General features: G+C 60.0%; 19 protein-coding genes and 1 riboswitch. Of the genes, 3 read left to right on the forward strand and 16 right to left on the reverse strand.

Annotated elements, in window-relative coordinates:
- The first annotated feature begins 152 nt into the window (after nucleotides 1-152).
- Nucleotides 153-322, forward strand: a riboswitch (FMN riboswitch).
- A gap of 97 nt (nucleotides 323-419) precedes the next feature.
- Nucleotides 420-929 carry a 6,7-dimethyl-8-ribityllumazine synthase gene (locus E1K68_RS21165; protein ID WP_003193604.1) on the forward strand — a complete coding sequence of 170 codons (510 nt, stop codon included), beginning with the start codon at nucleotides 420-422 and terminating at the stop codon, nucleotides 927-929.
- 116 nt (nucleotides 930-1,045) lie between these two features.
- Here E1K68_RS21165 and astE read toward each other — a convergent pair whose 3' ends face one another.
- The 7 genes from astE to E1K68_RS21200 form a co-directional block, all read right to left on the reverse strand.
- On the reverse strand, nucleotides 1,046-2,050 hold the full coding sequence (astE, locus tag E1K68_RS21170; protein WP_137203941.1) for a succinylglutamate desuccinylase: 1,005 nt from the start codon (nucleotides 2,048-2,050) through the stop codon (nucleotides 1,046-1,048).
- Between the two features lie 11 nt (nucleotides 2,051-2,061).
- Nucleotides 2,062-2,349 carry a hypothetical protein gene (locus E1K68_RS21175; RefSeq protein WP_003175651.1) on the reverse strand — a complete coding sequence of 96 codons (288 nt, stop codon included), beginning with the start codon at nucleotides 2,347-2,349 and terminating at the stop codon, nucleotides 2,062-2,064.
- A 26-nt stretch (nucleotides 2,350-2,375) separates the two neighbouring features.
- Nucleotides 2,376-3,722 (reverse strand): N-succinylarginine dihydrolase, encoded by a 1,347-nt coding sequence (astB, locus tag E1K68_RS21180; protein ID WP_003193608.1) that lies wholly within the window; start codon nucleotides 3,720-3,722, stop codon nucleotides 2,376-2,378.
- Nucleotides 3,723-3,911: 189 nt separating this feature from the next.
- On the reverse strand, nucleotides 3,912-5,381 hold the full coding sequence (gene astD, locus E1K68_RS21185) for a succinylglutamate-semialdehyde dehydrogenase (protein ID WP_169857103.1): 1,470 nt from the start codon (nucleotides 5,379-5,381) through the stop codon (nucleotides 3,912-3,914).
- The gene (gene astA, locus E1K68_RS21190) at nucleotides 5,378-6,403 is read right to left on the reverse strand and encodes an arginine N-succinyltransferase (RefSeq protein ID WP_003193612.1); all 1,026 of its coding nucleotides are present in this window, start codon (nucleotides 6,401-6,403) and stop codon (nucleotides 5,378-5,380) included. The genes astD and astA overlap by 4 nt, the downstream gene beginning before the upstream one ends.
- Nucleotides 6,404-6,454: 51 nt before the next feature.
- Entirely contained in the window at nucleotides 6,455-7,474 is a 1,020-nt protein-coding gene (gene aruF / locus E1K68_RS21195; RefSeq protein ID WP_003175655.1) for an arginine/ornithine succinyltransferase subunit alpha, read from the reverse strand.
- Between the two features lie 212 nt (nucleotides 7,475-7,686).
- Complete coding sequence (locus E1K68_RS21200; RefSeq protein WP_003193615.1) at nucleotides 7,687-8,907, reverse strand: aspartate aminotransferase family protein; 1,221 nt, start codon at nucleotides 8,905-8,907, stop codon at nucleotides 7,687-7,689.
- Between the two features lie 301 nt (nucleotides 8,908-9,208).
- Here E1K68_RS21200 and E1K68_RS28150 point away from each other — a divergent pair, with 301 nt between their 5' ends.
- Nucleotides 9,209-14,257, forward strand: a complete 5,049-nt coding sequence (locus tag E1K68_RS28150) for a leucine-rich repeat domain-containing protein (protein WP_212614629.1) — start codon at nucleotides 9,209-9,211, stop codon at nucleotides 14,255-14,257.
- Nucleotides 14,258-14,264: 7 nt separating this feature from the next.
- On the opposite strand, the gene argR is transcribed toward E1K68_RS28150, so the two are convergent.
- The 7 genes from argR to acs form a co-directional block, all read right to left on the reverse strand.
- A complete protein-coding gene (argR, locus tag E1K68_RS21210) occupies nucleotides 14,265-15,245 on the reverse strand; it encodes a transcriptional regulator ArgR (RefSeq protein ID WP_003193618.1) in 981 nt (326 codons plus the stop codon).
- A 245-nt stretch (nucleotides 15,246-15,490) separates the two neighbouring features.
- Nucleotides 15,491-16,255 (reverse strand): ATP-binding cassette domain-containing protein, encoded by a 765-nt coding sequence (locus E1K68_RS21215; RefSeq protein ID WP_003193620.1) that lies wholly within the window; start codon nucleotides 16,253-16,255, stop codon nucleotides 15,491-15,493.
- 27 nt (nucleotides 16,256-16,282) lie between these two features.
- Nucleotides 16,283-17,395: a succinylglutamate desuccinylase/aspartoacylase family protein gene (locus E1K68_RS21220; protein ID WP_003193622.1), complete on the reverse strand. Its 1,113-nt coding sequence runs from the start codon at nucleotides 17,393-17,395 to the stop codon at nucleotides 16,283-16,285.
- A 1-nt stretch (nucleotide 17,396) separates the two neighbouring features.
- Nucleotides 17,397-18,095 carry an ABC transporter permease gene (locus tag E1K68_RS21225; protein WP_003193625.1) on the reverse strand — a complete coding sequence of 233 codons (699 nt, stop codon included), beginning with the start codon at nucleotides 18,093-18,095 and terminating at the stop codon, nucleotides 17,397-17,399.
- Nucleotides 18,092-18,781: an ABC transporter permease gene (locus E1K68_RS21230; RefSeq protein WP_003193627.1), complete on the reverse strand. Its 690-nt coding sequence runs from the start codon at nucleotides 18,779-18,781 to the stop codon at nucleotides 18,092-18,094. The genes E1K68_RS21225 and E1K68_RS21230 overlap by 4 nt, the downstream gene beginning before the upstream one ends.
- A gap of 91 nt (nucleotides 18,782-18,872) precedes the next feature.
- Entirely contained in the window at nucleotides 18,873-19,658 is a 786-nt protein-coding gene (locus tag E1K68_RS21235; protein ID WP_003193630.1) for an ABC transporter substrate-binding protein, read from the reverse strand.
- A 695-nt stretch (nucleotides 19,659-20,353) separates the two neighbouring features.
- Nucleotides 20,354-22,309, reverse strand: a complete 1,956-nt coding sequence (acs, locus tag E1K68_RS21240; protein WP_003193632.1) for an acetate--CoA ligase — start codon at nucleotides 22,307-22,309, stop codon at nucleotides 20,354-20,356.
- 397 nt (nucleotides 22,310-22,706) lie between these two features.
- Here acs and E1K68_RS21245 point away from each other — a divergent pair, with 397 nt between their 5' ends.
- Entirely contained in the window at nucleotides 22,707-22,976 is a 270-nt protein-coding gene (locus E1K68_RS21245) for a DUF2790 domain-containing protein (RefSeq protein ID WP_003193635.1), read from the forward strand.
- 137 nt (nucleotides 22,977-23,113) lie between these two features.
- Here E1K68_RS21245 and E1K68_RS21250 read toward each other — a convergent pair whose 3' ends face one another.
- Nucleotides 23,114-23,527, reverse strand: a complete 414-nt coding sequence (locus tag E1K68_RS21250; RefSeq protein ID WP_057711728.1) for a type II toxin-antitoxin system VapC family toxin — start codon at nucleotides 23,525-23,527, stop codon at nucleotides 23,114-23,116.
- Entirely contained in the window at nucleotides 23,524-23,754 is a 231-nt protein-coding gene (gene vapB / locus E1K68_RS21255; protein ID WP_212614630.1) for a type II toxin-antitoxin system VapB family antitoxin, read from the reverse strand. Before vapB ends, E1K68_RS21250 begins: the two co-directional genes overlap by 4 nt.
- Nucleotides 23,755-24,339 lie beyond the last annotated feature (585 nt).

The following is a 24,339-nucleotide window of genomic DNA, read 5'->3' on the forward strand; positions in this document are numbered from 1 at the left end:
TGTGATTACTGCGGGCAAAGCCACGGAATATCAAGCCCCGATTACATTCATTCGAATACCAACCAAACAAACCGATATAAGTTATCGAGACGGCAACCGTGCAGTTTTTGAAAAACCATGTTAAAAACTCTGCGCCGCCAGGGTTCTGGCGGCAACGTTCTCAGGGCGGGGTGCAATTCCCCACCGGCGGTAATTGCACGCAATGTGCATAGCCCGCGAGCGCTTGGCGCCTCGAACTGCTCAGGCAGGACGGCGACAAGGTCAGCAGACCCGGTGTGATCCCGGGGCCGACGGTCATAGTCCGGATGAAGAGAGAACGGGATTGGCACCTAAGGGCCGCGCGCCTGTTTGCGCATGCGTACCCTTAAATCCCATTCGATTCATAACGCCCTGTTTTTTTCTTAAACAGGAGTCAGAACATGCAACCCACCGCAATCGACAGCAAAAGCAAAAACCATCACGGCGAGCGCGTCGCGTTTATCCAGGCCTGCTGGCACAAGGATATTGTCGACCAATCGCGCAAAGGCTTCCTCGCCGAAATGATCGCTCAGGGCTATCAGGAATCGGACATCGACTTCTTCGAAGTCGGCGGCGCCTTTGAAATGCCCCTGCACGCCAAGCTGCTGGCCAAGACCGGCCGCTACGCCGGCATCGTCGCTGCCGCGCTGGTGGTGGACGGTGGTATCTACCGCCACGAATTCGTCGCGCAATCGGTGGTCAGCGGCCTGATGCAAGTGCAGTTGGAGACTGAAGTGCCGGTGTTCTCGGTGTCCCTGACGCCGCATCACTTCCATGCCGGTAGCGAGCACACCACGTTCTTCTACGAGCACTTCGTGCACAAGGGCCAGGAAGCGGCGCGCACCTGCGCCGATACGCTGCACAAGGTGCGCGCGATCCGTCGTAGCGAGCCGCGTGCGGTAGCGGTCTAAATTCAGTGTGGGAGCTGGCTTGCCTGCGATGCAGACACCTGGGTGTATCAGTGATACCTAGGTGATGCTATCGCAGGCAAGCCAGCTCCCACATTGGACCGAGCCAGACTTGGCTCTCAGGCCAGGCCGGCATCCGTGGTGGGCACGATCAGTATCCCGGCGCGCAAGCCGTTCCTCACCTTAGGGTTGGGGAAGATAATGCGGGCGCCCTCCTCCTCGATCACCCAACGGGTCTTGGCCACGTCTTCGGCCAGCAGGTAGCCCCTTTCCAATTCCGAAAAGTTTTCCACATCTGCGGGCAGGTGCATCAGGAAGGCGTCGCTGTGCTTGATCACTTCTCGCGCAACGGCGAAGAGTTGCAGGCCGTCGAGGCTACCGGTCTCGGGCTCGTTGCCCTCGATGATCTGCTTCAGACGCGCTTCCAGGCGCGACACGTCCACACCGTCGTTCTGCCCGAACGGCCGGGCCTTGCCCAACTCCAGGGTGAACGCCTCGGCGCCGAGTTGCTCGTAGGTAAACGCGGTGAAGGTAATCGAGGTTTTGTTCTGCAGCAGCACCGCCTGCATGCCGGCCGCGTTCAAGCGCTCCAGCTCACGGCGCGAATGCTGTCGGTCTTGCTTCCACGGGTACAACGCGAACTGCTCGATTTTCGAACCACGAATCGCGGTATGCAGGTCGTAATGCAGGCGCGAGCGGCCAGGCTGGCTGAAAAAGCTGCGGGCCAATTGCTCAAGCTCGGCGGCGCGCATGGCTTCGGGGCCGATGTTTTGTTCATGACGGCCGTTGAACAGCCGGTTGACGTCCAGTTCGAGGTAACGCTCACCGCGGCGCATGGCCTCGGTATTACCGAACAGGAACAGAATACGGGTGCGGGGCTTGATCTCCCCACGGGCGATGCCATGCAACAGACGGTCGAGCAGTTCGATCGGCGCGGTTTCGTTGCCATGGATGCCGGACGACAGCAGCAAGTCGCTGCCGTTGTCCAAAGCTTCAGGAGGACGCACTTCAAGCGCGCCTTCGCTGAGCCAGCGCATCTGCACGCCGTCGACAGTCAGTTGAATTTTTTGCGCCGGTTCACGACCGGCGAGGGTCAGTTCAAGCAGTTTGCCGAGGGCGAGCATAAGCAGCTTCCTTAGTGGTTGCAGCCTGGGCCGTGGACGTGATCGTCGTCGTCACCTTCAACGTCGGCCGGTTCCATTTCCAGTTGCAGGCTCATCAGGTTGGTGGCCAATGGGCGCATCAGCAGGTTGGCGTACTCGGCGTCGCCTTCTTCTACGTCCACGCCAATCAGCAGTTGGCCGCGGCCATCGTGCTGGATCCAGATCTCCTTGCCCTGCCAGACCACGGCGACGCGGGTGCAGGAGGTTTCCAGCTGGGTGCCGTCGGTGTCTTCAAGGATGAGTTTCAGGGTGTCGGTCATAAATAAAATATCTCAGCCGTGTGGCATTAATTGATCTGGAAAGGATAAACCGAGCCCAGTTTAAGGATTTGCGTCAGTTCATCCAGTGCCGTCCGGCACTCAAGCAGTAACTGCGGGTCAGCCAGGTCGGTTTCGCGCAGGCTGTCGCGGTAGTGCTTGCCCACCCACTGGGTCAGGGTTTCGTACAACGGCGCGGTCATGATAACCCCTGGGTTCACGGCCGCCAGCTCGGTTTCGTTCAACGCCACACGCAGGCGCAGGCACGCCGGCCCGCCGCCGTTCTGCATGCTTTGCTTGAGGTCGAAGACCTTGACTTCGCGGATCAACCCGCCGGCAGCGGTCAAACCTTGCAGGTACTGCCACACACGCTCATTGGCGCGGCACTCTTCCGGCACGATCAGCAGCATCGAACCGTCAGGACGAGTCAGTAACTGGCTGTTGAACAGGTAGGAACGCACCGCGTCCTCGACACTGACCAACGCGCGGGGCACACACACCGATTGGAAGTTGCCGCCCAACTTGCCCAGCTTGCCGTGCAGTTCGGCGAGCATCTGTTCGGTGTTGAGGAACGCATCCTCGTGATAGAACAGCACTTCACCGTTGCCCACCGCGATCACATCGTTGTGGAACACACCCGCATCGATCACCGCCGGGTTCTGCTGGGCGTAGACCACACCGTCATCCTTCAAGCCATGCAGGCGCGCAACGGCCTGGGAGGCTTCGAGGGTCTGGCGCGCCGGGTACTTCTGCGGGGCCGGGTAACGAGGGTCGAAAGCACTACGGCCGAACACGAAAAACTCGACGCCCGCCTCGCCGTACTCACGGCAGAAACGCGTGTGGTTGGCCGCGCCTTCATCGCCAAATTGCGCGACGGCCGGCAAGGCGGCGTGGTGAGCGAAGTGCTTGCCATCGGCGAACATCGCCCCCAGCACGCGGCTGGTGGTGGGGTGTTCGATGCTGCGGTGGTATTTGCAATTGAGGTTGGCGGCAGTGAAATGCACGCGACCGTCTGCGGTGTCGGCGCTTGGGCTGACGGTGGCGGCGTTGGCTACCCACATGCTGGAAGCCGAGCAGCTCGCTACCAGCAACGGCATGGCCTGCTTGGCCGCCTGCTCGATCACCTGGGCGTCGGTGCCGCTGAAACCCAAGCTGCGCAAGGCGGCCACATCCGGGCGTTCCTGGGGCGCCAATACACCTTGCACAAAACCCATGTCCATCAGGGCTTTCATTTTCTGCAGGCCCTGCAACGCCGCTTCCTTCGGGTTGGAAGACTGCTGGCTGTTGCTTTGGGACGCGACGTTGCCGAAGGACAAACCGCCGTAGTTATGGGTCGGCCCCACTAGACCGTCAAAATTGACTTCACAGGATTTCATCGGCGAGGCTCCACGAACATCTGTTTTTATAGGCATCAACTGCAGGTCTATATCTGTTAACCCGACCCAGTGTGGGAGCTGGCTTGCCTGCGATGCAGTCGACTCGGTCTTTCAGCCAAACCGAGGTGATGCCATCGCAGCGATGCGGCGATCCGACAAGCCAGCTCCCACATTAGATCGGTGTCACCCTTACTTCAGCGTTATGCCGGGGGTCAGCGTGGCTGGCACGACCAAGCTCGGCGTCTCCAGCGACGCCACCGGGTACGCGCAATAATCCGCCGCGTAATAGGCACTGGCGCGATGATTACCCGACGCCCCCACACCACCGAACGGCGCGGTACTGGCGGCGCCGGTCAGCTGTTTGTTCCAGTTGACGATACCGGCGCGGCTTTCCAGCCAGAACTGCTGGTAACGCGCCTCGGAGTCCGACAACAGGCCAGCGGCCAGGCCGTACTGGGTGTTGTTGGCCTCAGCGATGGCGCCGGCAAAATCCGCGTAGCGGATCACCTGCAACAACGGGCCAAACAGCTCTTCGTCTTCACGTTCCGTCACAGCGGTTACGTCGATGATGCCAGGGGTCAGCAATGCCGCCTGAGCCTGAGGCTGGGTCATCTCCAGCAGCGCCACGGCGCCATTGGCCAACATCAGTTCCTGGGCTTGCATCAGGGATTTGGCCGCAGCAAGGGAGATCACCGAGCCCATGAACGGCGCCGGTTGCTGGTCGAAAGCACCCACTTCAATGCTCGCACTCACCGCCACCAGGCGCGCCAGCAAGGCATCGCCCCAGGCGCCTTCAGGCACCAGCAAGCGGCGGGCACAGGTGCAACGCTGGCCTGCCGAGATAAACGCCGACTGGATGATGGTGTACACCGCCGCATCCACGTCGGCGACTTCGTCCACGACCAGCGGGTTATTACCGCCCATTTCCAGGGCCAGGATCTTGTCCGGGCGCCCTGAGAATTGCTGGTGCAAGTGGTTGCCGGTGCGGCTGGAACCAGTGAAGAACAGGCCGTCGATGCCTGGGTTGGCCGCCAGGGCGATGCCGGTTTCCCGCGCGCCTTGCAGCAGGTTCAGCACGCCCGCCGGCAACCCGGCTTCGACCCAGCACTGTACGGTCAGCTCGGCGACCTTGGGGGTCAGTTCGCTCGGTTTGAACAGCACGGTGTTACCCGCCAGCAACGCCGGGACGATGTGCCCATTGGGCAAGTGCCCAGGGAAATTGTAAGGGCCGAACACCGCCACCACACCGTGGGGTTTGTGGCGCAACACAGCGGTGGCGTCGCCCAGGAGGCCGCTCTTCTCGCCGGTACGTTCGCGGTAGCTTTGTACCGAGATCGCGATCTTGTTGGCCATGCTGGTAACTTCAGTGGCCGACTCCCACAGGGGCTTGCCGGTTTCTTCGCCAATGCAGCGGGCGATTTCATCGGCACGGCTTTTAAGCGTGGCGGCGAAGGTCTCCAGCACGCTGATGCGTTCTTCGAGCGGGCGCTTGGCCCACCCCGGGAATGCCTGGCGCGCAGCCTGCACGGCGGATTCGACCTGTTCGGCGCTGGCGCCATTGCCGGCCCACAGCACTTGCTGGGTCACCGGGTTGCGCGATTCAAACAGTTCACCCTGGCCAGCCAGCCAGCTACCTGCGATATACAGCGAATTCATTATTTCGACTCCCGAGCAGCAGACAACGCAACAGCACGCACTTGATCACCCACCACCAGTTGCAGGCGCTTGGCAGTCTGTGGATCGACCACCAGGGTGCCTGCCGCCAGCCGGGCCGGAGCGGCGGTGATACGGCATTCCTCGCGCTTGCGGTTATGGATCAGGAACGGCGTGGCATCGTCCCCCGGCGTGCCGATGGCCAACACCAGTGACTGGCTGTCGCGCACCGCACGGATCTTGCTGGTTTCACATTCCACCGCCGGGCCTGCGTCGAAAATATCCACATAGCCCTGGTAGCTGAAGCCTTCGCTCTTGAGCATGCTCAGGGCCGGCTCGGTGTCCGGGTGGACCTTGCCGATCACATTGCGCGCGTCTTCGGAGAGAAAGCAGCTGTACAGCGGAAACTTGGGCATCAGCTCAGCGATAAATGCCTTGTTGCCCACGCCGGTGAGGTAGTCGGCCTGGCTGAACTCCATCTTGAAGAAGTGCCGGCCCAGGCTTTCCCAAAACGGCGAACGCCCGGCGTCGTTGGACACCCCGCGCATTTCGGCAATGATCTTGTTGCCGAACAGTTGCGGGAACTCGGCGATAAACAACATGCGCGCCTTGGCCAGCATGCGACCGTTAAGGCCGTTGCGGTAATCGGCGTGGAGGAACAACGAGCACAATTCGGAATTACCGGTGAGGTCGTTAGCCAGGAACAGCGTCGGAATCTCACGGTAGATATTCAGTTCCTGGGACGCGCTGACGGTCAGCCCCACCCGGAAGTTGTACCACGGCTCGCGCAGGCCAACGGCGCCAGCGATGGCAGAAATTCCCACCACGCGGCCTTCGTCGTTTTCCAGCACGAACAGGTAGTCGGCATCGCCGCGCCCGGCTTCGCCGCGAAAGGTTTTTTCTGCCCAGCCCACCCGGTGGGTCAGGCGCTCTTCGTTGGCCGGCAAGGTGGTAAGGCCGGTGCCAGTGCTGCGCGCCAGATCAATCAGGGCCGGTAAATCGCTGCTGCGTACGGGACGAACGATCATGCTATCTCCTCGAACGGGCCGCTGTTGTCAGCCACCCGCGAAACTCTCTTTTTAAACCGCAACCAGGCGCACGCTGGCGCCTTCGCCAACACCCAGCGCTTCGGCGGCCGCCAGGTCCAGGGTCACCGGTTTGCCGGGCGCGTAGTCCAGCTCCAGCATCACCGCACGGTAATCCTGCAACTGCGCGTTGCTCACCAGGTACTGGCGGCCAACGCCCTTGACCATCTCACCGATCTTCACCGGCACTACGCGGCTCTGGGCGATCGAGCGAATGCCCGAGACCCGGGCGTGCAGCGTCGGGCCACCGTCGAAGATGTCGATGTAATGGTCAGTTTCGAAGCCTTCACGCATGAGGATGTCGAAGGTGATTTGCGCACGCGGGTGCACCTGGCCCATGGCCTCTTGCGCTTCGTCCGGCAGCAGCGGCACGTAGATCGGATAGTGCGGCATCAGCTCGGCGAGGAAGGTACGGCTTTTCAGCCCGCACAGGCGCTCGGCGGCGGCGTAGTTGAGGTCGAAGAAGTTGCGGCCGATGGCATCCCAGAACGGCGAGTCACCGTTCTCGTCGCTGTAGCCGACAATCTCGGTCACCACCGAGTCGGCAAAGCGCTCGGGATGGCTGGCAACAAAAAGCAGGCGGCCACGGGAATTGAGTTCCGACCACGGCGAACCGACCAGTTCCGGCACCACATAGAAGCTGGTGAGCAGGCTGTTGCCGGTAAGGTCGTGGCACTGGGAAAGCACGTGGATCTTGTTGTGGATCTTCAGCTCGCGGGAGGCGTGCACGAAGGTTTCGTTACGAAAGCTGTAGAACGGCTCGGAGTAACCGGCCGAGGCTACGATGGCCGAGCAGCCGGCGAGCTTGCCGGTCTCGGTGTCTTCCAGCACGAAGAAATAGCTCTCTTCACCGTTGAAACTCACCTCAGCGGCGAAGGACGCTTCGCTGGCCGCGATCTTGTCGCTCAGGCGTTCCACATCATCCGGCAAGGAGGTGACACCAATCGGGCTGTCCGCAGCCAGACGCTGTACCTCGCCCAGATCAGCCATTTGCGCGGGGCGCATCACCAGCATGGTGTCACTCCTTAACTCGAAAACTCACAGAGGAAAAAATGCCGGACACGGGCCCTGGATACACATCGGTCTCAATGTGTCAGCAGATCCATGTGGGAGCTGGCTTGCCTGCGATACAGGCAACTCGGTCTATCAACGGCACCGAGGTGATGCTATCGCAGGCAAGCCAGCTCCCACATTTGTTCAGGTCCGGCCAATAAAATGTGTCGCTATCAGGCTTGCGTCAACGTCTTCACAGCACGCTCAAAACGATCCAGGCCTTCGTTGATGTCCGCCTCTTCCACCACCAGGCTCGGTGCAAAACGCACCACGTCGGGGCCGGCTTGCAGGATCATCAAGTTCTCTTTTTCGGCCGCGTTGAACACGTCCTTGGCCTTGCCTTTGAAGGCGTCGCTCAGCACGCAACCGATCAACAAGCCCATGCCACGCACTTGGGTGAAGATGCCGTACTGCTTGCCGATCTGCTCCAGGCGCGCCTTGAACAGGTCGTGCTTGGCATTCACCCCCGCCAGCACCTCTGGGGTGTTGATCACGTCGATCACCGCTTCCGCTACCGCGCACGCCAGCGGGTTTCCGCCGTAGGTGGTGCCGTGGGTGCCGACCACCAGGTGCTTGGCCAAGTCTTCACGGGTAAGCATCGCCGCAATCGGGAAACCGCCGCCCAGGCTCTTGGCGCTGGTGAGGATGTCTGGCGTCACGCCGTAATGCTGGTAGGCAAACAGGTGGCCGGTGCGGCCCATGCCGGTTTGCACTTCGTCGAATACCAACAGTGCGTCGTGGGCGTCGCACAGCTCGCGAGCGCCTTGCAGGTAAGCCAGTTCGGCCGGCAATACACCGCCTTCGCCCTGGATCGGTTCCAGAACCACGGCGCAGGTCTTATCGGTCACCGCCGCCTTCAGCGCAGCCAGGTCGTTATAAGGAACGTGGGTGATGCCGGTGATTTTAGGCCCGAAACCATCGGAGTACTTCGACTGGCCACCGACGTTGACGGTGAACAGGGTACGACCGTGGAAGCTGTTCAGCGCGGCGATGATCTCGTACTTCTCGCTGCCAAAACGGTCGAACGCCACGCGACGGGCCAGCTTGAAGGCGGCCTCGTTGGCTTCGGCGCCGGAGTTGCAGAAGAACACGCGCTCGGCAAAGGTGGCGTCGATCAGCTTGTGGGCCAGGCGCAAGGCCGGCTCGTTGGTGAACACGTTCGAAACATGCCACAGCGTGTTGGCCTGTTCGGTCAGTGCCCCCACCAGCGCCGGGTGGGCATGGCCCAATACGTTGACCGCGATGCCGCCGGCAAAGTCGATCAGCTCGCGACCGGCCTGGTCCCATACGCGCGAACCTGCGCCACGCACGGGGATAAAGGCAGCAGGTGCGTAGTTGGGCACCATCACTTGGTCGAAATCGGCACGTTGCACCGGGGCTTGCTCAACGGACATCGGAGTCTCCTGAAGAGGAACGCCTGCCTGGAACTGGCAAGCGATGCAGGGATTGTAAGGACAGTTTTCAGCGCCACCTTGTCGCCAAGCGACAACTTCTTATAGCGCCAACCCCGGTTTTAGGCGGGTTTACGGCAATGCGACATATTGCGTCGCAATGGCGCAGTGTAAACGCTGCGCTCAGTGAGAGGCAGAGGCACGGCCCGCTGATTTTCGCCTAATGCCTTAACTATCTGCTGCCCGCGAACCCATCAGGCTTGCTGTGATGACAGTGACTCGCCCCCACTGAAGGATCAGCCCCGTGCCCACGCCCTACCCCACGACAATCAGCCAACGCCTCGCAGTCGCCGCCACCCAAGTACCTGCTGGGTTTCACACACGCCTGCCGGCCTGGCTGGCAAGCGCCTCGGATGACAAGCGCCAAGCCTTGAAGAATGCACCACTGGACATTGCCAACTGGCAGGCCGACGCCAGCCGCCAGCAACACGCGCCCCTCAAGCAGGCGGTGGAGCAGAGTTGGACCGCGCAAAGCAAAGTGGACACGGCACTGGCCGACCTCAAGACACCGCAAGCCTTCGCCGCACCGCTTTTGCAACAGGCGCTCAAGACCCGCTGGGGCGTGGACATCGATGTCAGCACCACCCATCTGCGCCTGTATGCGCCCCTGACGATCCCGCTGTTTCCCATAGAAACTGGCGGCGTCAAAGTCTGGACCGTGTCGTTGGTGGACGCCGCACTGCATAACTTCGACGCAGCAGAGAGCGAGAAAGCTGCCTTCACCGCAGACTCCAGCTTCATTACCCAACCCACCGCCACCGGGCAATTCGACACCCTGCCCTCAGTGAACAGCAAAGTCAGCATCCAGACCTTCGTCAGGCTGTGCCGTGAACTGGACATCGGTGCGCAATACCAGAACTACCTCAAGACATTTTTCGGCTTCAAAGATGCCAAACGCAAGGCTTCGCTGCGCAGCACTGTCATCGAGAGTCTCAAAGCCGAGGCCCAAACTGCCGTACACCTGGCGCGCCTGAAAAAGGACGGCAGCGAGCGGGTGTTACGCACGCTCCAGGCCCAACTCAAAGGCATCAGCGGCCTGACGCTCGACGGCAAGACGCTGCTCAGCCACGAGCTGAGCCTGATGGGCGCACCACTGGCCGGCATTGTGCTGTTCGCCGCAGACCTGGAACTGCACCACAGCGCAGTGCCCGTGGTGGCGTACATTCCCGGCGACCCACAGGCACCGCTCAAGTATTACCGCGATGGCATCGCATTCATTCAAGACCTGACCGGCAAATTGCGCGATGCCGATTACCAGGCATTCTTTAGCCGCTTTATAAGCCACGAGCACCGCGCCAATTTCTTTGCCAACCTGCATAACCGCTTGTCCCAGATTACCTGGCATCACCCCCTCCCCGGCGACCCCAGGCCGACCTGGCGCGCCGAACCTGTGGCCAATCCCAAGCTGCAGTTGCACGCGACGAAAATCACGGGCGAGCTGTACGAACACCTCTATGAAAGCAAACTCAACAGGCTGCTCAATGACGCGCACAACATTGCCGTGTCCACCGCCGACGCCGACAGTAAGGCACGCTGGCAACGTTGGGACATCGTGGCAAAAATCGGCAAAACCCTGCTCGAAATCGCCGCTTTCATCGCCACGCCGTTCATTCCCCCCCTCGGCCTGCTGATGCTCGGCTACACCGCCTATCAACTGCTCGACGACGTGTTCGAAGGCATCATTGATTGGGCCGAGGGCCTCAAGCGCCAAGCGTTCGGGCACCTGATGTCGATCCTGGAGCAAATGGTTCAATTGGGTATGTTCGCGGTCGGTGCACCGATTGCCGAAGGGCTGCTACGCCAGGCACTGCCTCGGGAAGTCTGGGCGTTTTTCGAGCGCCTGTATCCGGTCACCTCGGACGACGGCAAAACGCGCCTGTGGAACCCGGACCTGAGCCCCTACGCCCACGACCTTCAGTTGCCCGCCGCCTCACGCCCCAAAGCCGATGGATTGCATGCCTATGGGGACAAACAGATCCTACCCCTTGAAGGGCAACACTTTGCCGTCAAGCAACAAGCGGGCAACGCCGTGCTGGCGCACCCAAGCCACGTGAATGCCTACCAACCGCCCGTTATCGGCAATGGCAAAGGCGCCTGGATAACCCCACTGGATCACCCGCTGACATGGCATCGCAGCACCTTGTTGCGCAGACTCGGCGAGCCCGCCAACGCACTCAGCGAAACCGGCCTGGAACAGGCGCAACGCATCAGCAGCACAGACGATGGCGCCTTGCGCAAACTCTACATGGACCGCCAACCGCCACCGCCCTTGCTGGCCGACAGCCTCAAGCGCATTCACATCGACCAGCAACTGCAAGACTTCATCGACCAGATGAACAGCGACGACCCGCAGGTTTATGCCAAAGCCGACCCGCAGACCCAGCTCTGGCTGCTAAGCCATACCGGCCTGTGGCCCGAATCCAAGACCCTGCGTTTTTTGAATGCCAAGGGTGAAACCGTGTGGGAGCACCCGGGCCAGGCAAACGCTGCGGTGGCGCAGATCCACGAAGCGCAGATGAACAGCGGCGACCTGCTCAAGACCCTGCTGGAAACCCTTGATGAATCAGAGCGCAAAACCCTGCTCGAAGAAGACTTTGGTACCCCGACCACCCAGCTGCATGTGCGTGCCGCAAAGCTGCGCAAACAGCTGGCACGCAGAGCCGAGGATAAACGCGCTTCGATGTTCGACTCGCGCTATCGAGGCCTGGAGCTGACCACCGATGCGCGCGTACAGAAGATCATCGACAGCACACCTGGGCTGCCCGTCAGCGCGGCCGAGGAAGTCTTGCTCGGTGCCAGCGGCCAGGACTTGCTGGACATCGACCAGGGCACGCTGCCTTCGCACCTGATTGAACGTGCGCGCTGGATGGCGCACCACGTCAGAATCAGCCGTGCCTATGAAGGCTTGTACATGAGTGCACTGGAAAACCAAGACACCCACCGACTCGCCCTGCACTCCCTGGAAAAACTGCCGGGCTGGTCGTCGCAGGTGCGCCTGGAAGTCCGCGACTTTAACCGCACCGGCACCATACGGGACGCTATCGGCGCCGCTCAGGCGCCGATTCGACGCTTGCTCGTGCGCACCATCGAAGGCGACTACATTCCCGAAGACAGCAAGGGCACCCTGCTTGGCGAAACAGACTTTTACACCGCCGTGCTCCAGGCACTGCCCGATGCACAGCGCGACGCGTTGACTCTGCACATCGGCCAAGGCCCACGCTTGAGAGAGACTTTGCGCCAACACGCATTGGCGCGTGACGAGCTCGGCGCCCTGCTGGCCGAGGTGCCACTGCTCAAGCCGCCCTATGACCCTGGGTTGATGCGCCTGCCCGGCGGCATGGAAGGCTACGATGCCAGCCCACCCACCGCCAGCAGCAGCGAGAATGTCTCGCTGGAGACTCGGTTGCACGAGCTGTACCCGCAACTGAGCCCCGGCGAGGTGACGGCCGTACTCGCCGCCATGCAAAACGACCCCGGCACCCCTTTGGGTACTCTTCAATTCTTGAAGCAAGAGTTCGCGCAACTGGAAACCAGCCTGCGGGGATGGCAGCAGAATGTGCCGCAGACGCTGGTGGGCACCGACCTACCGTTAAACCGCTGGCGGATTGCTTCGGAGCAGCAAAACCGCTTTCTCTGGTCACAAAAATTGATCAGCGCCTGGCGCCACGACACGCCAGTGGACGCCGCGTATGAAAACGGTCACCTGTTGCAGCTCAACCAACCCATCTACGGCGAACTGCCAACACTCGATGCCCGTCTGGGGCATATCACCACGCTGGAATTCCAGGGCTACTTGACCACCCGCGGCACGCCGGGCTTCCTGGCACACTTCCCCGGATTGCGCCGACTGGCCATCAGCGACATTACCCTCAGCACACTGCCCGGGGAAATCAGTGCATTGACCCACCTTAACGCGCTGGCACTGCGCGGCTGCGCACTCAACCTGACCACCCCAACCCGTGCAGCCCTGGCCAACCTGACCGAACTGCATACCCTTGACCTGTCCAACAACCCGCTGGTGCTGGCGCCCAATTTCGAAAACATGGCCAACCTGCGGACACTCAACCTGAGCCACTGCAGTATTTCCGTCTTTCCCACAGGCCTGCTCAATCGGCCTCGGCTGGCCAACGCCAATCTCAGCCACAATAACCTGCGCAGGCTGCCAGAAGCCCTGTATTCGTTGCCCGCCAGCGCTGCCAAGGCCTACGATCTTTCCGGCAACCCGTTGACGCGCGCAACCCTGGAACGGATAAAAACCTACTGTCAGAGCACCGGGGAACATTTTGGCGTCCAAGCCAATCCAGAGGAGGTTCGCCTGGTCCAGGCGCTTTACCCGACCTACAACGCTCCCGAGGCCAATCAATTTATCTTCAGGCTGCCGGGCGGGCTGGATGATTCGATGGCAATTCTCGTGCGCCTCAAGGCCGACTACGAACGCTTGCAAGCCGACCTGCAGGAATGGGTCGTGGATGTGCCTGAACGCTACCCCTTCACGGACCTGCCCATGGACGAACAGGCTCGCGTACAGCAGCAACTTATCCGAGGGGAAGTCAGCGGCCTGCTGGAGCAAGGCTGGCGACGTGAAACCAGCCTGGATTTGAGCCATGACCCGCTGACACAATCTCATCAAATGGCGTTGGCGTCGCCGCTGTTGGGCGACCTGCCCAAACTGAATGTGGATTTCAAGCATATTTCCAAGCTGGACCTAAGGGCCCAGGAAACCACCTCGATACCCGACGGTTTTCTTGAACGCTTCCCCAATCTGGAAAGCCTGCTGATCCACCGCTATGCCCTGCAAGACATTCCCGCCGGCGTCTTCAAGCTGCCCAAGTTGACCACACTCAGCCTGACCCAATGCAATCTGCGCCTGACCGCCGACAGTGTCGCCGCCTTGAGCGACCTGCACACCCTGGAATACCTGGACCTGAGCGATAACCCGCTGGCGCTGACGCCCGACGTCAGCAAAATGTCCAGCCTGGAGACCCTGATGATGGAGAACGCAGGGCTTACCGAAGTGCCGCACGGGGTGTTCAATCTGACGTCACTCACCCAACTGAATCTGAGCGATAACCGCATCACCGAACTGCCTACGGATCTGCTTGAAGTGGACCCGGACTCAGCGGCTGGTTTTGACCTGAGCGACAACGCATTCTCACCTGCGGCGCTTGCCCTCCTGCGTCGCTATTACAACCGCATGGCAGTGGATTTCGATGTAGCCCAAGCTCGACAGCCCGCGCCAGACGACTCCGGCTCAAGCTCCCCGACTTCATCCGAAACAGACAACGAACCCTGAGCGCAGCTCAACCGCGCTCGGAGGGCACCGACGACAACTCGAACGGGCTGCTGCTGCGCCGCTGGTTACGGTCTTCGCGAGGGGTGGCGCCGAAGAAATTGCGGTAGGCGCTGGAGAAGTGCGGCCCCGAGGAGAAGCCGCACGACAAGCCGATCTGGATGATCGACTTGCTGGTTTGCATCAGCATCTGGCGCGCCTTGTTCAGGCGCAACTCCAGGTAGTACTGGCTGGGAACGCGGTTGAGGTATTGCTTGAAAATCCGTTCAAGCTGTCGTCGCGATACGCACACATGTTGGGCGATTTCGTCAGTGGTCAGCGGCTCTTCGATATTGGCCTCCATCAGCAAAACCGCCTGGGTCAGCTTCGGGTGGCTGGAACCCAGGCGGTTTTGCAACGGGATGCGCTGGCGCTCGCCGCCTTCACGGATGCGCTCCACCACCAGCTCTTCGGACACCGCACCGGCCAGCTCGGCGCCGTGATCACGGGCCAATACCGCCAACAGCAGGTCGAGTACCGACATGCCGCCGCAGGCGGTGAGGCGATCGCGGTCCCAGTCAAATAGATGGCTGGTGGCAATGACCTTGGGGAAACGCTCGGCGAAATCGTCCTGCCAGCGCCAGTGCACGGCGGCGCGGTAGCCATCGAGCAGGCCCAACTGGGCCAGCGGGTACACACCCGCCGACAAGCCGCCGATTACACACCCCGCCCGAACAAGCTGCTTGAGCGCGGAACTCAGTGGCGAAGCGATGACCGTCGGCGGTTCGTCGGCCAACAGGAACAGCTTCTGAAAGCCCTCCAGCTTACCGGCCCACGGCTCACCCGGCAGTTGCCAGGCACCTTCGATGGCGGGCTCTGCGAGCAAAAACGACAGCTCGTAGATCACATCCGGATGCACCCGCTGGGCAACGCGCAAGGCCTCCTCAGCCAGCGCAAGCGTAAGGGCTTTTGTGCTGGGCCAAATCAGGAAACCAATTTTGTGGGCGGTCATGGAGTGCTATCCAAAGCGAAAACAGTGATGAGGGCATGGGCCAATGCTAGCCCGTAATCAACTACAAATCCCAAAACAAACTGAGATCAAAAGTGGGAGCTGGCTTGCCTGCGATAGCGGTAGGTCAGTTAACACATCATTGACTGATGCATCGCTATCGCAGGCAAGCCAGCTCCCACAGGAGATCGGGGCTCACCTCAAGACTGCGGAGCATGCACTATCGCGGTGCACAAAAGCAGTCTTGATTATTTCAAGCTGCCAGAGAGGAACTGCTGCAAACGTTCCGACTGCGGGTTCACCAGCACTTCCCGCGGGTTACCGCGTTCTTCAACCACGCCTTTGTGCAAAAACACCAACTGGTTCGACACTTCGCGGGCAAAGCCCATTTCGTGAGTCACCACCACCATGGTGCGGCCTTCCTGGGCCAGGTCCTGCATCACCTTGAGGACTTCGCCTACCAGCTCTGGGTCGAGCGCCGAGGTCGGTTCGTCGAACAGCATCACCTCCGGTTCCATCGCCAGGGCGCGGGCAATCGCCACGCGTTGCTGCTCACCGCCGGACATATGGCCGGGGAACGCATCCTTACGATGACCCACACCGACTTTAGCCAAGTAGTGCTCGGCCTTTTCACGGGCTTCTTTCTTCGACACGCCCAGCACGTGCACCGGAGCTTCCATCACGTTTTCAAGCGCGGTCATGTGCGACCACAGGTTGAAATGCTGGAACACCATGGACAGGCGCGAACGCATGCGCTGCAACTGCTTGGGGTCGGCGGCCTTCATGGCGCCGTCCTTGTTGGCGACCAGTTTGAGCTCTTCGTTATTGAGCAGAATCTTGCCGGCGTGGGGTTGCTCGAGCAGGTTGATGCAGCGCAAAAAGGTACTTTTGCCCGAACCACTGGAGCCGATGATGCTGATCACATCACCGGCGGCAGCTGCCAGGGATACCCCCTTGAGCACTTCATGACTGCCATAGCGTTTATGCAGGTCTTGGACTTCAAGCTTGTACATGCGGTCGGTTCTCACAAAAACAGGTGGTCAGTCGTTGAGCAAGCGCCCGCAGCGCAGCGCTTCGCGCCCCGCCACCTTGGCCAGCCAGAAACCCGCTTGGGCATAACGTAGCCGTTCAACGGCAAACAATACCCCCGAGGTGCCCGCGCAAATGGTGCTTACGCGGTCGGTCAGGGGGTCAATCACTTCAAAAATCTCATCGCCGGTTTCTACCCAGTCGCCCGCTTTACGCAGGTAGCTGATCACCCCGGCGTGGGGCGCGAACAACAGCTCGGTGCCTTCGAATGGCACGCCTTCGCACGGCTCGTGTTGCGGCGCGGGCCATTGCCCCTTGATCAAGCCTTGTTCGGCAAGGAATGCGAGGATGCCTTCGGCGTGGAAGATCGCCTCATCACGGCCGGTATCGGCCTGGCCACCCAGCTCCAGGGTGGTCGCCAGGCACGCCAGCGGAATCTGCGCATCCGGGAACGCGCGTGACAAACGCAGCCACGGCAGCGAACAGGCTTCATCAAACGAACTGCCGCCGGAGTCTTCCGCCAGCAGGCCGACCTTCACATTCAAATGCGCCGACAACGAACGCCACTGCGGCCAGTGCTGGGGCAGCGCGTACATATGCAGCGCGGCTTCAGCGTCGCAATGCAGGTCCAGCACCACATCGGCGGTGCAGGCGTGGCTCAGCAGGATGCGTTGCATGCCTTGCAACTGGCTGCTCGGCTCGGGCAAGGCGTTGAGCGCATCGCTCATGGCCTGGCGGATCAGGCGCACATTGGCGTGCGGGTCGTCCCCCAACTTGCCTTGCAGCAACTCGGCCACCGGCTCGCTCAGCTCGACAAAATCGCGGTTGAAATTCTTGCCGCTGCCGACTTCGAAACGCCCCTGGTGGCTGCCCTGCAACAACTGGCCGAGGCCCATCGGGTTGGCGACCGGCACCAACTCGATCACGCCATTGAGCGCGCCTTGCTGTTCCAGCGCCACAAGGCGTTTTTTCAGTTCCCAGGCGGCACGCATGCCAGGCAATTCATCGGCGTGCAGGCTGGCCTGGATATAGGCCTTGCGCTCGCCGCTGCCGAAACGAAACACGCTCAGCTGGCGCTCGCAGCCCAGGTGCCCCCAGGGCAGCAGATGATCGATACGTTCCATATCAGTGCTTCCGTGGAGCCAGGTAGCTCAGCCAGCGGCGCTCGGCCAACTTGAACAGGCGTACCAGGATGAAGGTCAGGCACAGGTAGAACACGCCGGCGGTGATATAGGCTTCGAACGGCAGGTAATACTGGGCGTTCACCGTGCGCGCGGCACCGGTGATGTCGATCAGCGTGACGATGGAGGCCAGGCTGGTGGTCTGCAGCATCATGATCACTTCGTTGCTGTACTGCGGCAGCGCGCGGCGCAGGGCCGACGGCAACAGGATGCGGCGGTACAGCTTGTAGCGCGACATGCCCATGGCCTTGGCCGCTTCGATCTCACCGTTGGGCGTGGCCTTGAGGCTGCCGGCGATGATCTCGGCGGTGTAGGCGCTGGTGTTGATGGCAAACGCCAGGCACGCACAGAACGTGGCACTGGACAGCAGCGGCCACAGGAAGCTCTCGCGCACCACTTCGAACTGGGCCAGGCCGTAGTAGATCAAAAACAACTGCACCAGCATCGGCGTGCCACGGATTACGTAGGTGTAGAGCCAGGCCACGCCGTTGACGATCGGCTGCTTGGACACGCGCATCAAGCCCAGGGGCAAGGCCGCGAGCAGGCCGAAAAACAGCGAGATAGCGAGCAGTTTCAGGGTGGTCAGCAAGCCGCCAAGGTACAGCGGCATGGCCTCCCAGATGACGTTGTAGTCGAAGATCATAGATCAGCCGCCCTTACGCCTACCGAGTAGCGCTTCTCAAGGTAACGCAAGGCCAGCAACGACACGCTGGTGATCACCAGGTACATCGCCGCCACTGCGAGGAAGAAGGTAAAAGGCTCGCGGGTGGCGTCTGCCGCCTGCTTGGCCTTGAACATCATGTCTTGCAGACCCACCACCGAAATCAGCGCGGTGGCCTTGGTCAATACCAGCCAGTTGTTGGTAAAACCAGGGATCGCCAGCCGAATCATCTGCGGCACCATCACCCGGAAAAACACCTGAAAACTGCTCATGCCATACGCCAGGCCGGCTTCAGCCTGCCCCTTGGGAATGGCCATGAAGGCGCCGCGGAAGGTTTCCGAGAGGTAAGCGCCAAAGATGAAACCCAGGGTGCCGATACCGGCGGCCAGGGGGTTCAAGTCGATATAGTCGTCAAAGCCCAGCAACGGCGCGACGCGGTTGAGCAAGTCCTGGCCGCCGTAGAAAATCAGCAGGATCAGCACCAGGTCGGGGATCCCGCGGATCACCGTGGAGTACAGGTCGCCCAGCCAAGCCAGCCAGCGTACCGGCGATAGGCGTAGCGCGACCCCGATCAGACCCAGAACAATGGCCAAGGCCATGGACGACAAGGCGAGCTGAAGCGTCAACCAAGCGCCATCGAGGATAACGGCCCCGTAGCCTTTCAACATGATTCAGGTCCTCGAAAAGGGGGATGAAAAAATGGCGCAAACTTCAGGATGACTGTTGCTTGCGCCATTTCGGACAGACAGCTGCGATGAGTTACTTGGCGTCAGCGCCGTAAATATCGAAGTCGAAGTACTTGTCCTGGATTTTCTTGTATTCGCCGTTGGCACGGATTGCAGCGATGGCCGCATTGATGCGCTCAAGGTTTTCTTTGTCGCCTTTGCGCACTGCGATGCCGATACCGTCGCCGAAGTATTTGGCTTCGGTGAACGATGGGCCTACAAACGCGTAGCCTTTGCCGGCGTCGGTTTTCAGGAAACCGTCTTGCAGCAGGGTGGCGTCAGCCACGGTACCGTCGAGACGACCGGCGGCCACATCCAGGTAGATTTCGTTCTGGGTACTGTAGCCCTTGATATTCGCACCTTTTGGCGCCAGGACTTCACGGGCGAAACGGTCGTGGATCGAACCGCGCTGCACACCGATCGTCTTGCCTTTGAGCTCATCCAGGCCGTCGCTGACGTTGGTGCCTTCCTTCATCACCAGGCGCGCCGGGCTCAGGTAGTAACGGGTGGTGAAGTCCACGGATTTCTTGCGGTCGTCAGTGATGGACATGGACGACAGGATCGCGTCGATCTTACGCACTTTGAGTGCCGGGATCAGACCATCGAATTCCTGCTCGACCCAAGTGCACTTGACGTCCATCTGCTTGCACAGCGCATTGCCGATGTCGTAGTCAAAACCGACGATGCTGCCATCCGGCGCCTTCGAGGCAAACGGAGGGTAAGCCGCTTCGATACCAATTTTCAGCGGCTTGCCTTCGGCGAAAGCCTGCATGGACAGCACGGACAGCGCCAGGGCGCCCAACAGCACGAGTTTCTTCATCTTGGGACTCCATCGGTATAGGGCAAAAACAGCAGTATGAGCCATGGCCCACGATGCGGCGAAGGTGTAACCGAATAGCGTGCTGCGTCCTGCGCGGGCGACACCTGCGACGACGAGCGAGTGATCGGCATTCTAACGACAGGCCGGAAGCCGATATTTCCTCAATGCGACAACAATTTACAGAAGCACTGAGAAAGCGGTTCCAGCTCATTGACAGCCCCTGAATTTTATGCAGAGACAAAAGATATTAAACCTGATGATGCTGCAAGTTGCGGGCCTATTATTCGCAAACCCTTCTAGCACGGCAAGTCTGGCGTTTAATCTTATTTTTGGGGGTGTCTAGAATGCGGTTTTTCGGGGCGTAGGCGTGGTCCATTGCCCCAGGTTTGTGCGGGCGGTTACACATTTGAGCGGGCCGGTAACATTCAGAAACCTCCTACTGGAAAAACCGATATTTATTGGCTTGGTGGATATGCAGGTCTGTCAGACCGCCATCCATACCCTCCTATGAAATGCGATCTTAACTGTGGGAGCTGGCTTGCCTGCGATAGCGGTGTGTCAGCCAGCCAACCGTTGCCTGACACACCCTCATCGCAGGCAAGCCAGCTCCCACACTGAATCTGGGCGGTCTTGAGGCCCTACAAAAAAGCCCCACCCGGCTTGCGCCGAATGGGGCTCTGTCCCACCTACCCCGCTTACGCGACGTTCATGGTCTTGTGCGTTTCAATCAAATGCGCCACCACGCTCGGATCTGCCAGGGTAGAGATATCCCCCAACCCATCGTATTCAGCCGTGGCGATCTTGCGCAAAATGCGCCGCATGATTTTCCCCGAGCGCGTTTTCGGCAGCCCCGGTGCCCACTGGATGACATCCGGCGAGGCAATCGGCCCGATTTCCTTGCGCACCCAGTTCTTCAGCTCCAGGCGCAACGCTTCATTGGGTTCTTCGCCATTTTTCAGGGTGACGTACACATAGATGCCCTGCCCCTTGATGTCGTGGGGTACGCCCACCACTGCCGCCTCGGCGACTTTCGGGTGAGCAACCATGGCGCTTTCGATTTCGGCGGTGCCCATGCGGTGGCCGGACACGTTCAGCACGTCATCCACACGGCCAGTAATCCACCAGTAACCGTCCTCATCGCGACGCGCACCGTCACCGGTGAAGTACATGCCACGGAAGGTCTTGAAGTAGGTGTCGACAAAACGGTCATGGTCGCCGTACAGGGTACGCGCCTGGCCTGGCCAGGAATCCAGAATCACCAGGTTGCCCTCGGCGGCGCCTTCGATGATGTTGCCCAGGTTGTCTACCAGCGCCGGCACCACACCGAAGAACGGCCGTGCCGCCGAACCCGGCTTCAGCGCATGGGCGCCCGGCAGCGGGCTCATCAGCGTGGCGCCGGTTTCGGTCTGCCACCAAGTGTCGACGATCGGGCAACGGGATTGGCCGACGTTCTTGTAGTACCAGTCCCAGGCTTCCGGGTTGATCGGCTCGCCCACCGAACCGAGCAGGCGCAGGCTACTGCCGTCGGCGCCTTCGCAGGCTGCGGTGCCGGAAGCCATCATGGCGCGGATCGCGGTCGGTGCGGTGTAGAGAATGTTGACCTTGTGCTTGTCGACAATCTTCGCCACGCGGGTGATGTCCGGGTAGTTCGGCACGCCCTCGAACAGCACCGTGGTCGCGCCATTGGCCAGCGGGCCGTAGACGATGTAGGTGTGGCCGGTGACCCAGCCAACGTCGGCGGTGCACCAGTAGATTTCGCCCGGGCGATAGTCGAATACGCGCTCGTGGGTCAGGGCTGCATAGAGCAAGTAGCCACCGGTGGTGTGCTGCACGCCCTTAGGCTTGCCGGTGGAACCGGAGGTATAAAGGATGAACAGTGCTTCTTCGGCGCCCATCTCTTTTGGCGCGCAGACGGTGCCCGCCACTTTCATCAGGTCTTCGTACCAGATGTCGCGATGCTGGTTCCACTTGATCGCACCATTGGTGCGCTTGCACACGATCACCTTCTGGATGCTGCTGGTTTCCGGGTTGGTCAGTGCGTCATCGACGTTAGCTTTCAGCGGAATCTTCTTACCGGCACGGATGCCTTCGTCAGCGGTAATCACCACTTTCGACTTACAGTCGATGATGCGACCGGCCAAGGCTTCCGGAGAGAAACCGCCAAACACCACCGAATGGATCGCGCCAATGCGGGTACAGGCCAGCATAGCGACCACGGCTTCGGGGATCATCGGCATATAGATAGTCACCACATCGCCGCGATGCACATCCTGGCCGCGCAGGGCGTTGGCGAACTTGCAGACTTCTTCATGCAGCTCGCGGTAGGTGATGTTGCGGCTCTCGGCAGGGTCATCGCCCTCCCAGATGATCGCGATCTGGTCGCCACGCTCGGCGAGGTGACGGTCCAGGCAATTGTAGGAAACGTTCAGGGTGCCATCGGCAAACCATTTGATGTCGACATGGTGGTCGTCGAAAGAGGTTTGCTTGACCGCGGTGAAAGGCTTGACCCAGTCAAGGCGCTTGGCTTGCTCACGCCAGAAGCCATCGGGGTTGACCACCGACTGCTGGTACATGGCCTTGTAGGTCGCCTCGTCGGTGAGCGTGTTGGCTGCTACTTCGGGGCGAACGGGGTACAGGGAAGCCGCACTCATCTTTCTTACCTCGGTGACATAGTTGTTGTTGTATGGCCCCTGTTGTAGCCGGGGTGGGCCTATAGAACCATTCGACGATGGTAGTAACAAGACCCTACAAATTGCCCTGCTATGCCGTTTCACCGCTCTGGCCCGCGTGCTGCGGCGCCTGGCAGGTTTCTGAAAAAATCTTGATCGAGGGATTGTTACAAAAACCGCCAAAAGTGTTTATCAAAACCACGGGTATATGAATATAACCGAGGCGCCTAAAATCAACTCCGCCAACAAGGCACTCTGATTAACAACGCAACAGCCCCCACGAAGGCAACGTTAATCCGAACTTCCCAACTTTTAAGTGACACACGCGGCCTCACAAGGGCCCCGTGCCCCCTTTCGCCCTGAAGAAGGTAATGAAGCAATGAAAGCGTTATTAGTGATGGCCCTGAGCAGCCTGTGCGCCACCGCCGCCCTGGCTGACGAAGCCCCGACTGAACTGGCCGGCCAGAACGCCCCGATCGTTGAGGACTACACCTACAGCACACACTTGGACGTGGCCAAAGTCTTGTCCATGAGCAGCATTCCAGAAGTCTGCGAAGTTGTACCGGCGAAGATGGAATATGAAGATTCGCAAGGCCAGCGGCATATTCTTAACTATCAAGTGATGGGCAATGGTTGCTCTAACGGCTAACAACTTCTGAAGTTGGATTCTTAATTGCCGCAAGAAATCGTTCTTGCGGCCAAGAACCCGCCCTTGAATACACCGCACATCAACTGTGGGAGCTGGCTTGCCTGCGATGGCGATTTCAGCCATAACACCCGCTACGGTTAGTGGACCCAATCCTCGTAAGACAACCCCGCTACGCGACTGAATTCCCGAATATTGTTGGTCACCAACGTACACCCCGAAGCAATTGCATGCCCTGCAATAGCAGTATCATTTTGGCCGATGATCGACCCTTGCTCGGTCAGGCTTCGCTTCACCTCAACCGTCGCGTCCACCGCCGCCAGGCCCCACGGCAACACTTCATCGAGTCGCTTCACAAACTCATCGACTAACGTATTGTGTTTGGGCGATGCCTTTTTCCCAATCTGCCCATATCGCATTTCGGCATAGGTTATGGCCGAAATCACGATTCGATTGCTCCTCGCCACCTCCGATGCCAGTCGCTCAAGCACACACTCGGGCCGCTCACGCATGATGAATGAGCAAATGCAGGTATCCAGCATGTATGTCGTCACAGATTGAACCTGCCTTCATCGCCAATAACGTTCTCACGCTCCTGAAGAAAATCTTCGTCCGCCTTGGGCAGCTCACTCAACGACCCCCAGCTAGGTCGTATAGGTCGCAACGTAATCGTATCTCCGTTGCGGGTGATTTCGAGCTCGCCGACTCCCTCATAAGCCATTTCGTTTGGAATTCGAATAGCCTGGTTCTTTCCGTTTTTAAAAATTGAGACTGTGCGCATGATTCAGCTCCTACCTATGCCTGACATATGCAATGTAGAGATACGTGGAAGCCTATGCAAGACATATGGCAATTTGCCGACGATCGGAGATCGTGTGCCAGTTGCTAAAAAACTTGCGGCAGTAACCCCCCGTAAACTCTCACCCCGGCTTCAAAAGCGTCCTTTTTGTCTCTAATCAGTGACCATCCGTCACAACACAAACCCGATTTTTTCCCTATAATGCGCGGGTAAATCGGGCCTGCAATATCCCTTTACACTGGGATGAAGAGCCAGACCTGAGGCATCCCGCGCGAGCTTGCACCTACCGCTGCGCCCCTCAAGCCTCACGCAGAGCACCCGTAGCCCTATTCCGTTTAATGCGTGCGCTAGCTGCAACAAACGATTCCTTAAGATCCACCGCGGCCCTAGGGCCGTGTGAACACCCAACCATCCGGTTTCACACGGGCACCTTTGAGCCCTCACGCAGGAGACGACACGTCATGCTGAGCTGGGACGAATTCGACAAAGAAGAAGAAGGCGAAGTAGCCGCTAAAGGCGCCAACGCCGGCCACGCCACCGAAGCCAACATGGACCGCCTCGACGGTG

The sequence above is a fragment of the Pseudomonas sp. B2021 genome, assembly GCF_018135665.1.
Classification (GTDB): Bacteria; Pseudomonadota; Gammaproteobacteria; order Pseudomonadales; family Pseudomonadaceae; genus Aquipseudomonas; species Aquipseudomonas lactis.

Coding starts and splice junctions, on each gene's coding strand:
- argR (WP_003193618.1), bottom strand. CDS start 15,245: ATGACCGCCCACAAAATTGGTTTCCTGATTTGGCCCAGCACAAAAGCC.
- E1K68_RS21165 (WP_003193604.1), top strand. CDS start 420: ATGCAACCCACCGCAATCGACAGCAAAAGCAAAAACCATCACGGCGAG.
- E1K68_RS21245 (WP_003193635.1), top strand. CDS start 22,707: ATGAAAGCGTTATTAGTGATGGCCCTGAGCAGCCTGTGCGCCACCGCC.
- E1K68_RS21215 (WP_003193620.1), bottom strand. CDS start 16,255: ATGTACAAGCTTGAAGTCCAAGACCTGCATAAACGCTATGGCAGTCAT.
- E1K68_RS21220 (WP_003193622.1), bottom strand. CDS start 17,395: ATGGAACGTATCGATCATCTGCTGCCCTGGGGGCACCTGGGCTGCGAG.
- E1K68_RS21225 (WP_003193625.1), bottom strand. CDS start 18,095: ATGATCTTCGACTACAACGTCATCTGGGAGGCCATGCCGCTGTACCTT.
- astE (WP_137203941.1), bottom strand. CDS start 2,050: ATGCTCGCCCTCGGCAAACTGCTTGAACTGACCCTCGCCGGTCGTGAA.
- E1K68_RS21235 (WP_003193630.1), bottom strand. CDS start 19,658: ATGAAGAAACTCGTGCTGTTGGGCGCCCTGGCGCTGTCCGTGCTGTCC.
- vapB (WP_212614630.1), bottom strand. CDS start 23,754: ATGCGCACAGTCTCAATTTTTAAAAACGGAAAGAACCAGGCTATTCGA.
- astB (WP_003193608.1), bottom strand. CDS start 3,722: ATGAAATCCTGTGAAGTCAATTTTGACGGTCTAGTGGGGCCGACCCAT.
- astA (WP_003193612.1), bottom strand. CDS start 6,403: ATGATCGTTCGTCCCGTACGCAGCAGCGATTTACCGGCCCTGATTGAT.
- aruF (WP_003175655.1), bottom strand. CDS start 7,474: ATGCTGGTGATGCGCCCCGCGCAAATGGCTGATCTGGGCGAGGTACAG.
- E1K68_RS21175 (WP_003175651.1), bottom strand. CDS start 2,349: ATGACCGACACCCTGAAACTCATCCTTGAAGACACCGACGGCACCCAG.
- acs (WP_003193632.1), bottom strand. CDS start 22,309: ATGAGTGCGGCTTCCCTGTACCCCGTTCGCCCCGAAGTAGCAGCCAAC.
- E1K68_RS21230 (WP_003193627.1), bottom strand. CDS start 18,781: ATGTTGAAAGGCTACGGGGCCGTTATCCTCGATGGCGCTTGGTTGACG.
- E1K68_RS21200 (WP_003193615.1), bottom strand. CDS start 8,907: ATGTCCGTTGAGCAAGCCCCGGTGCAACGTGCCGATTTCGACCAAGTG.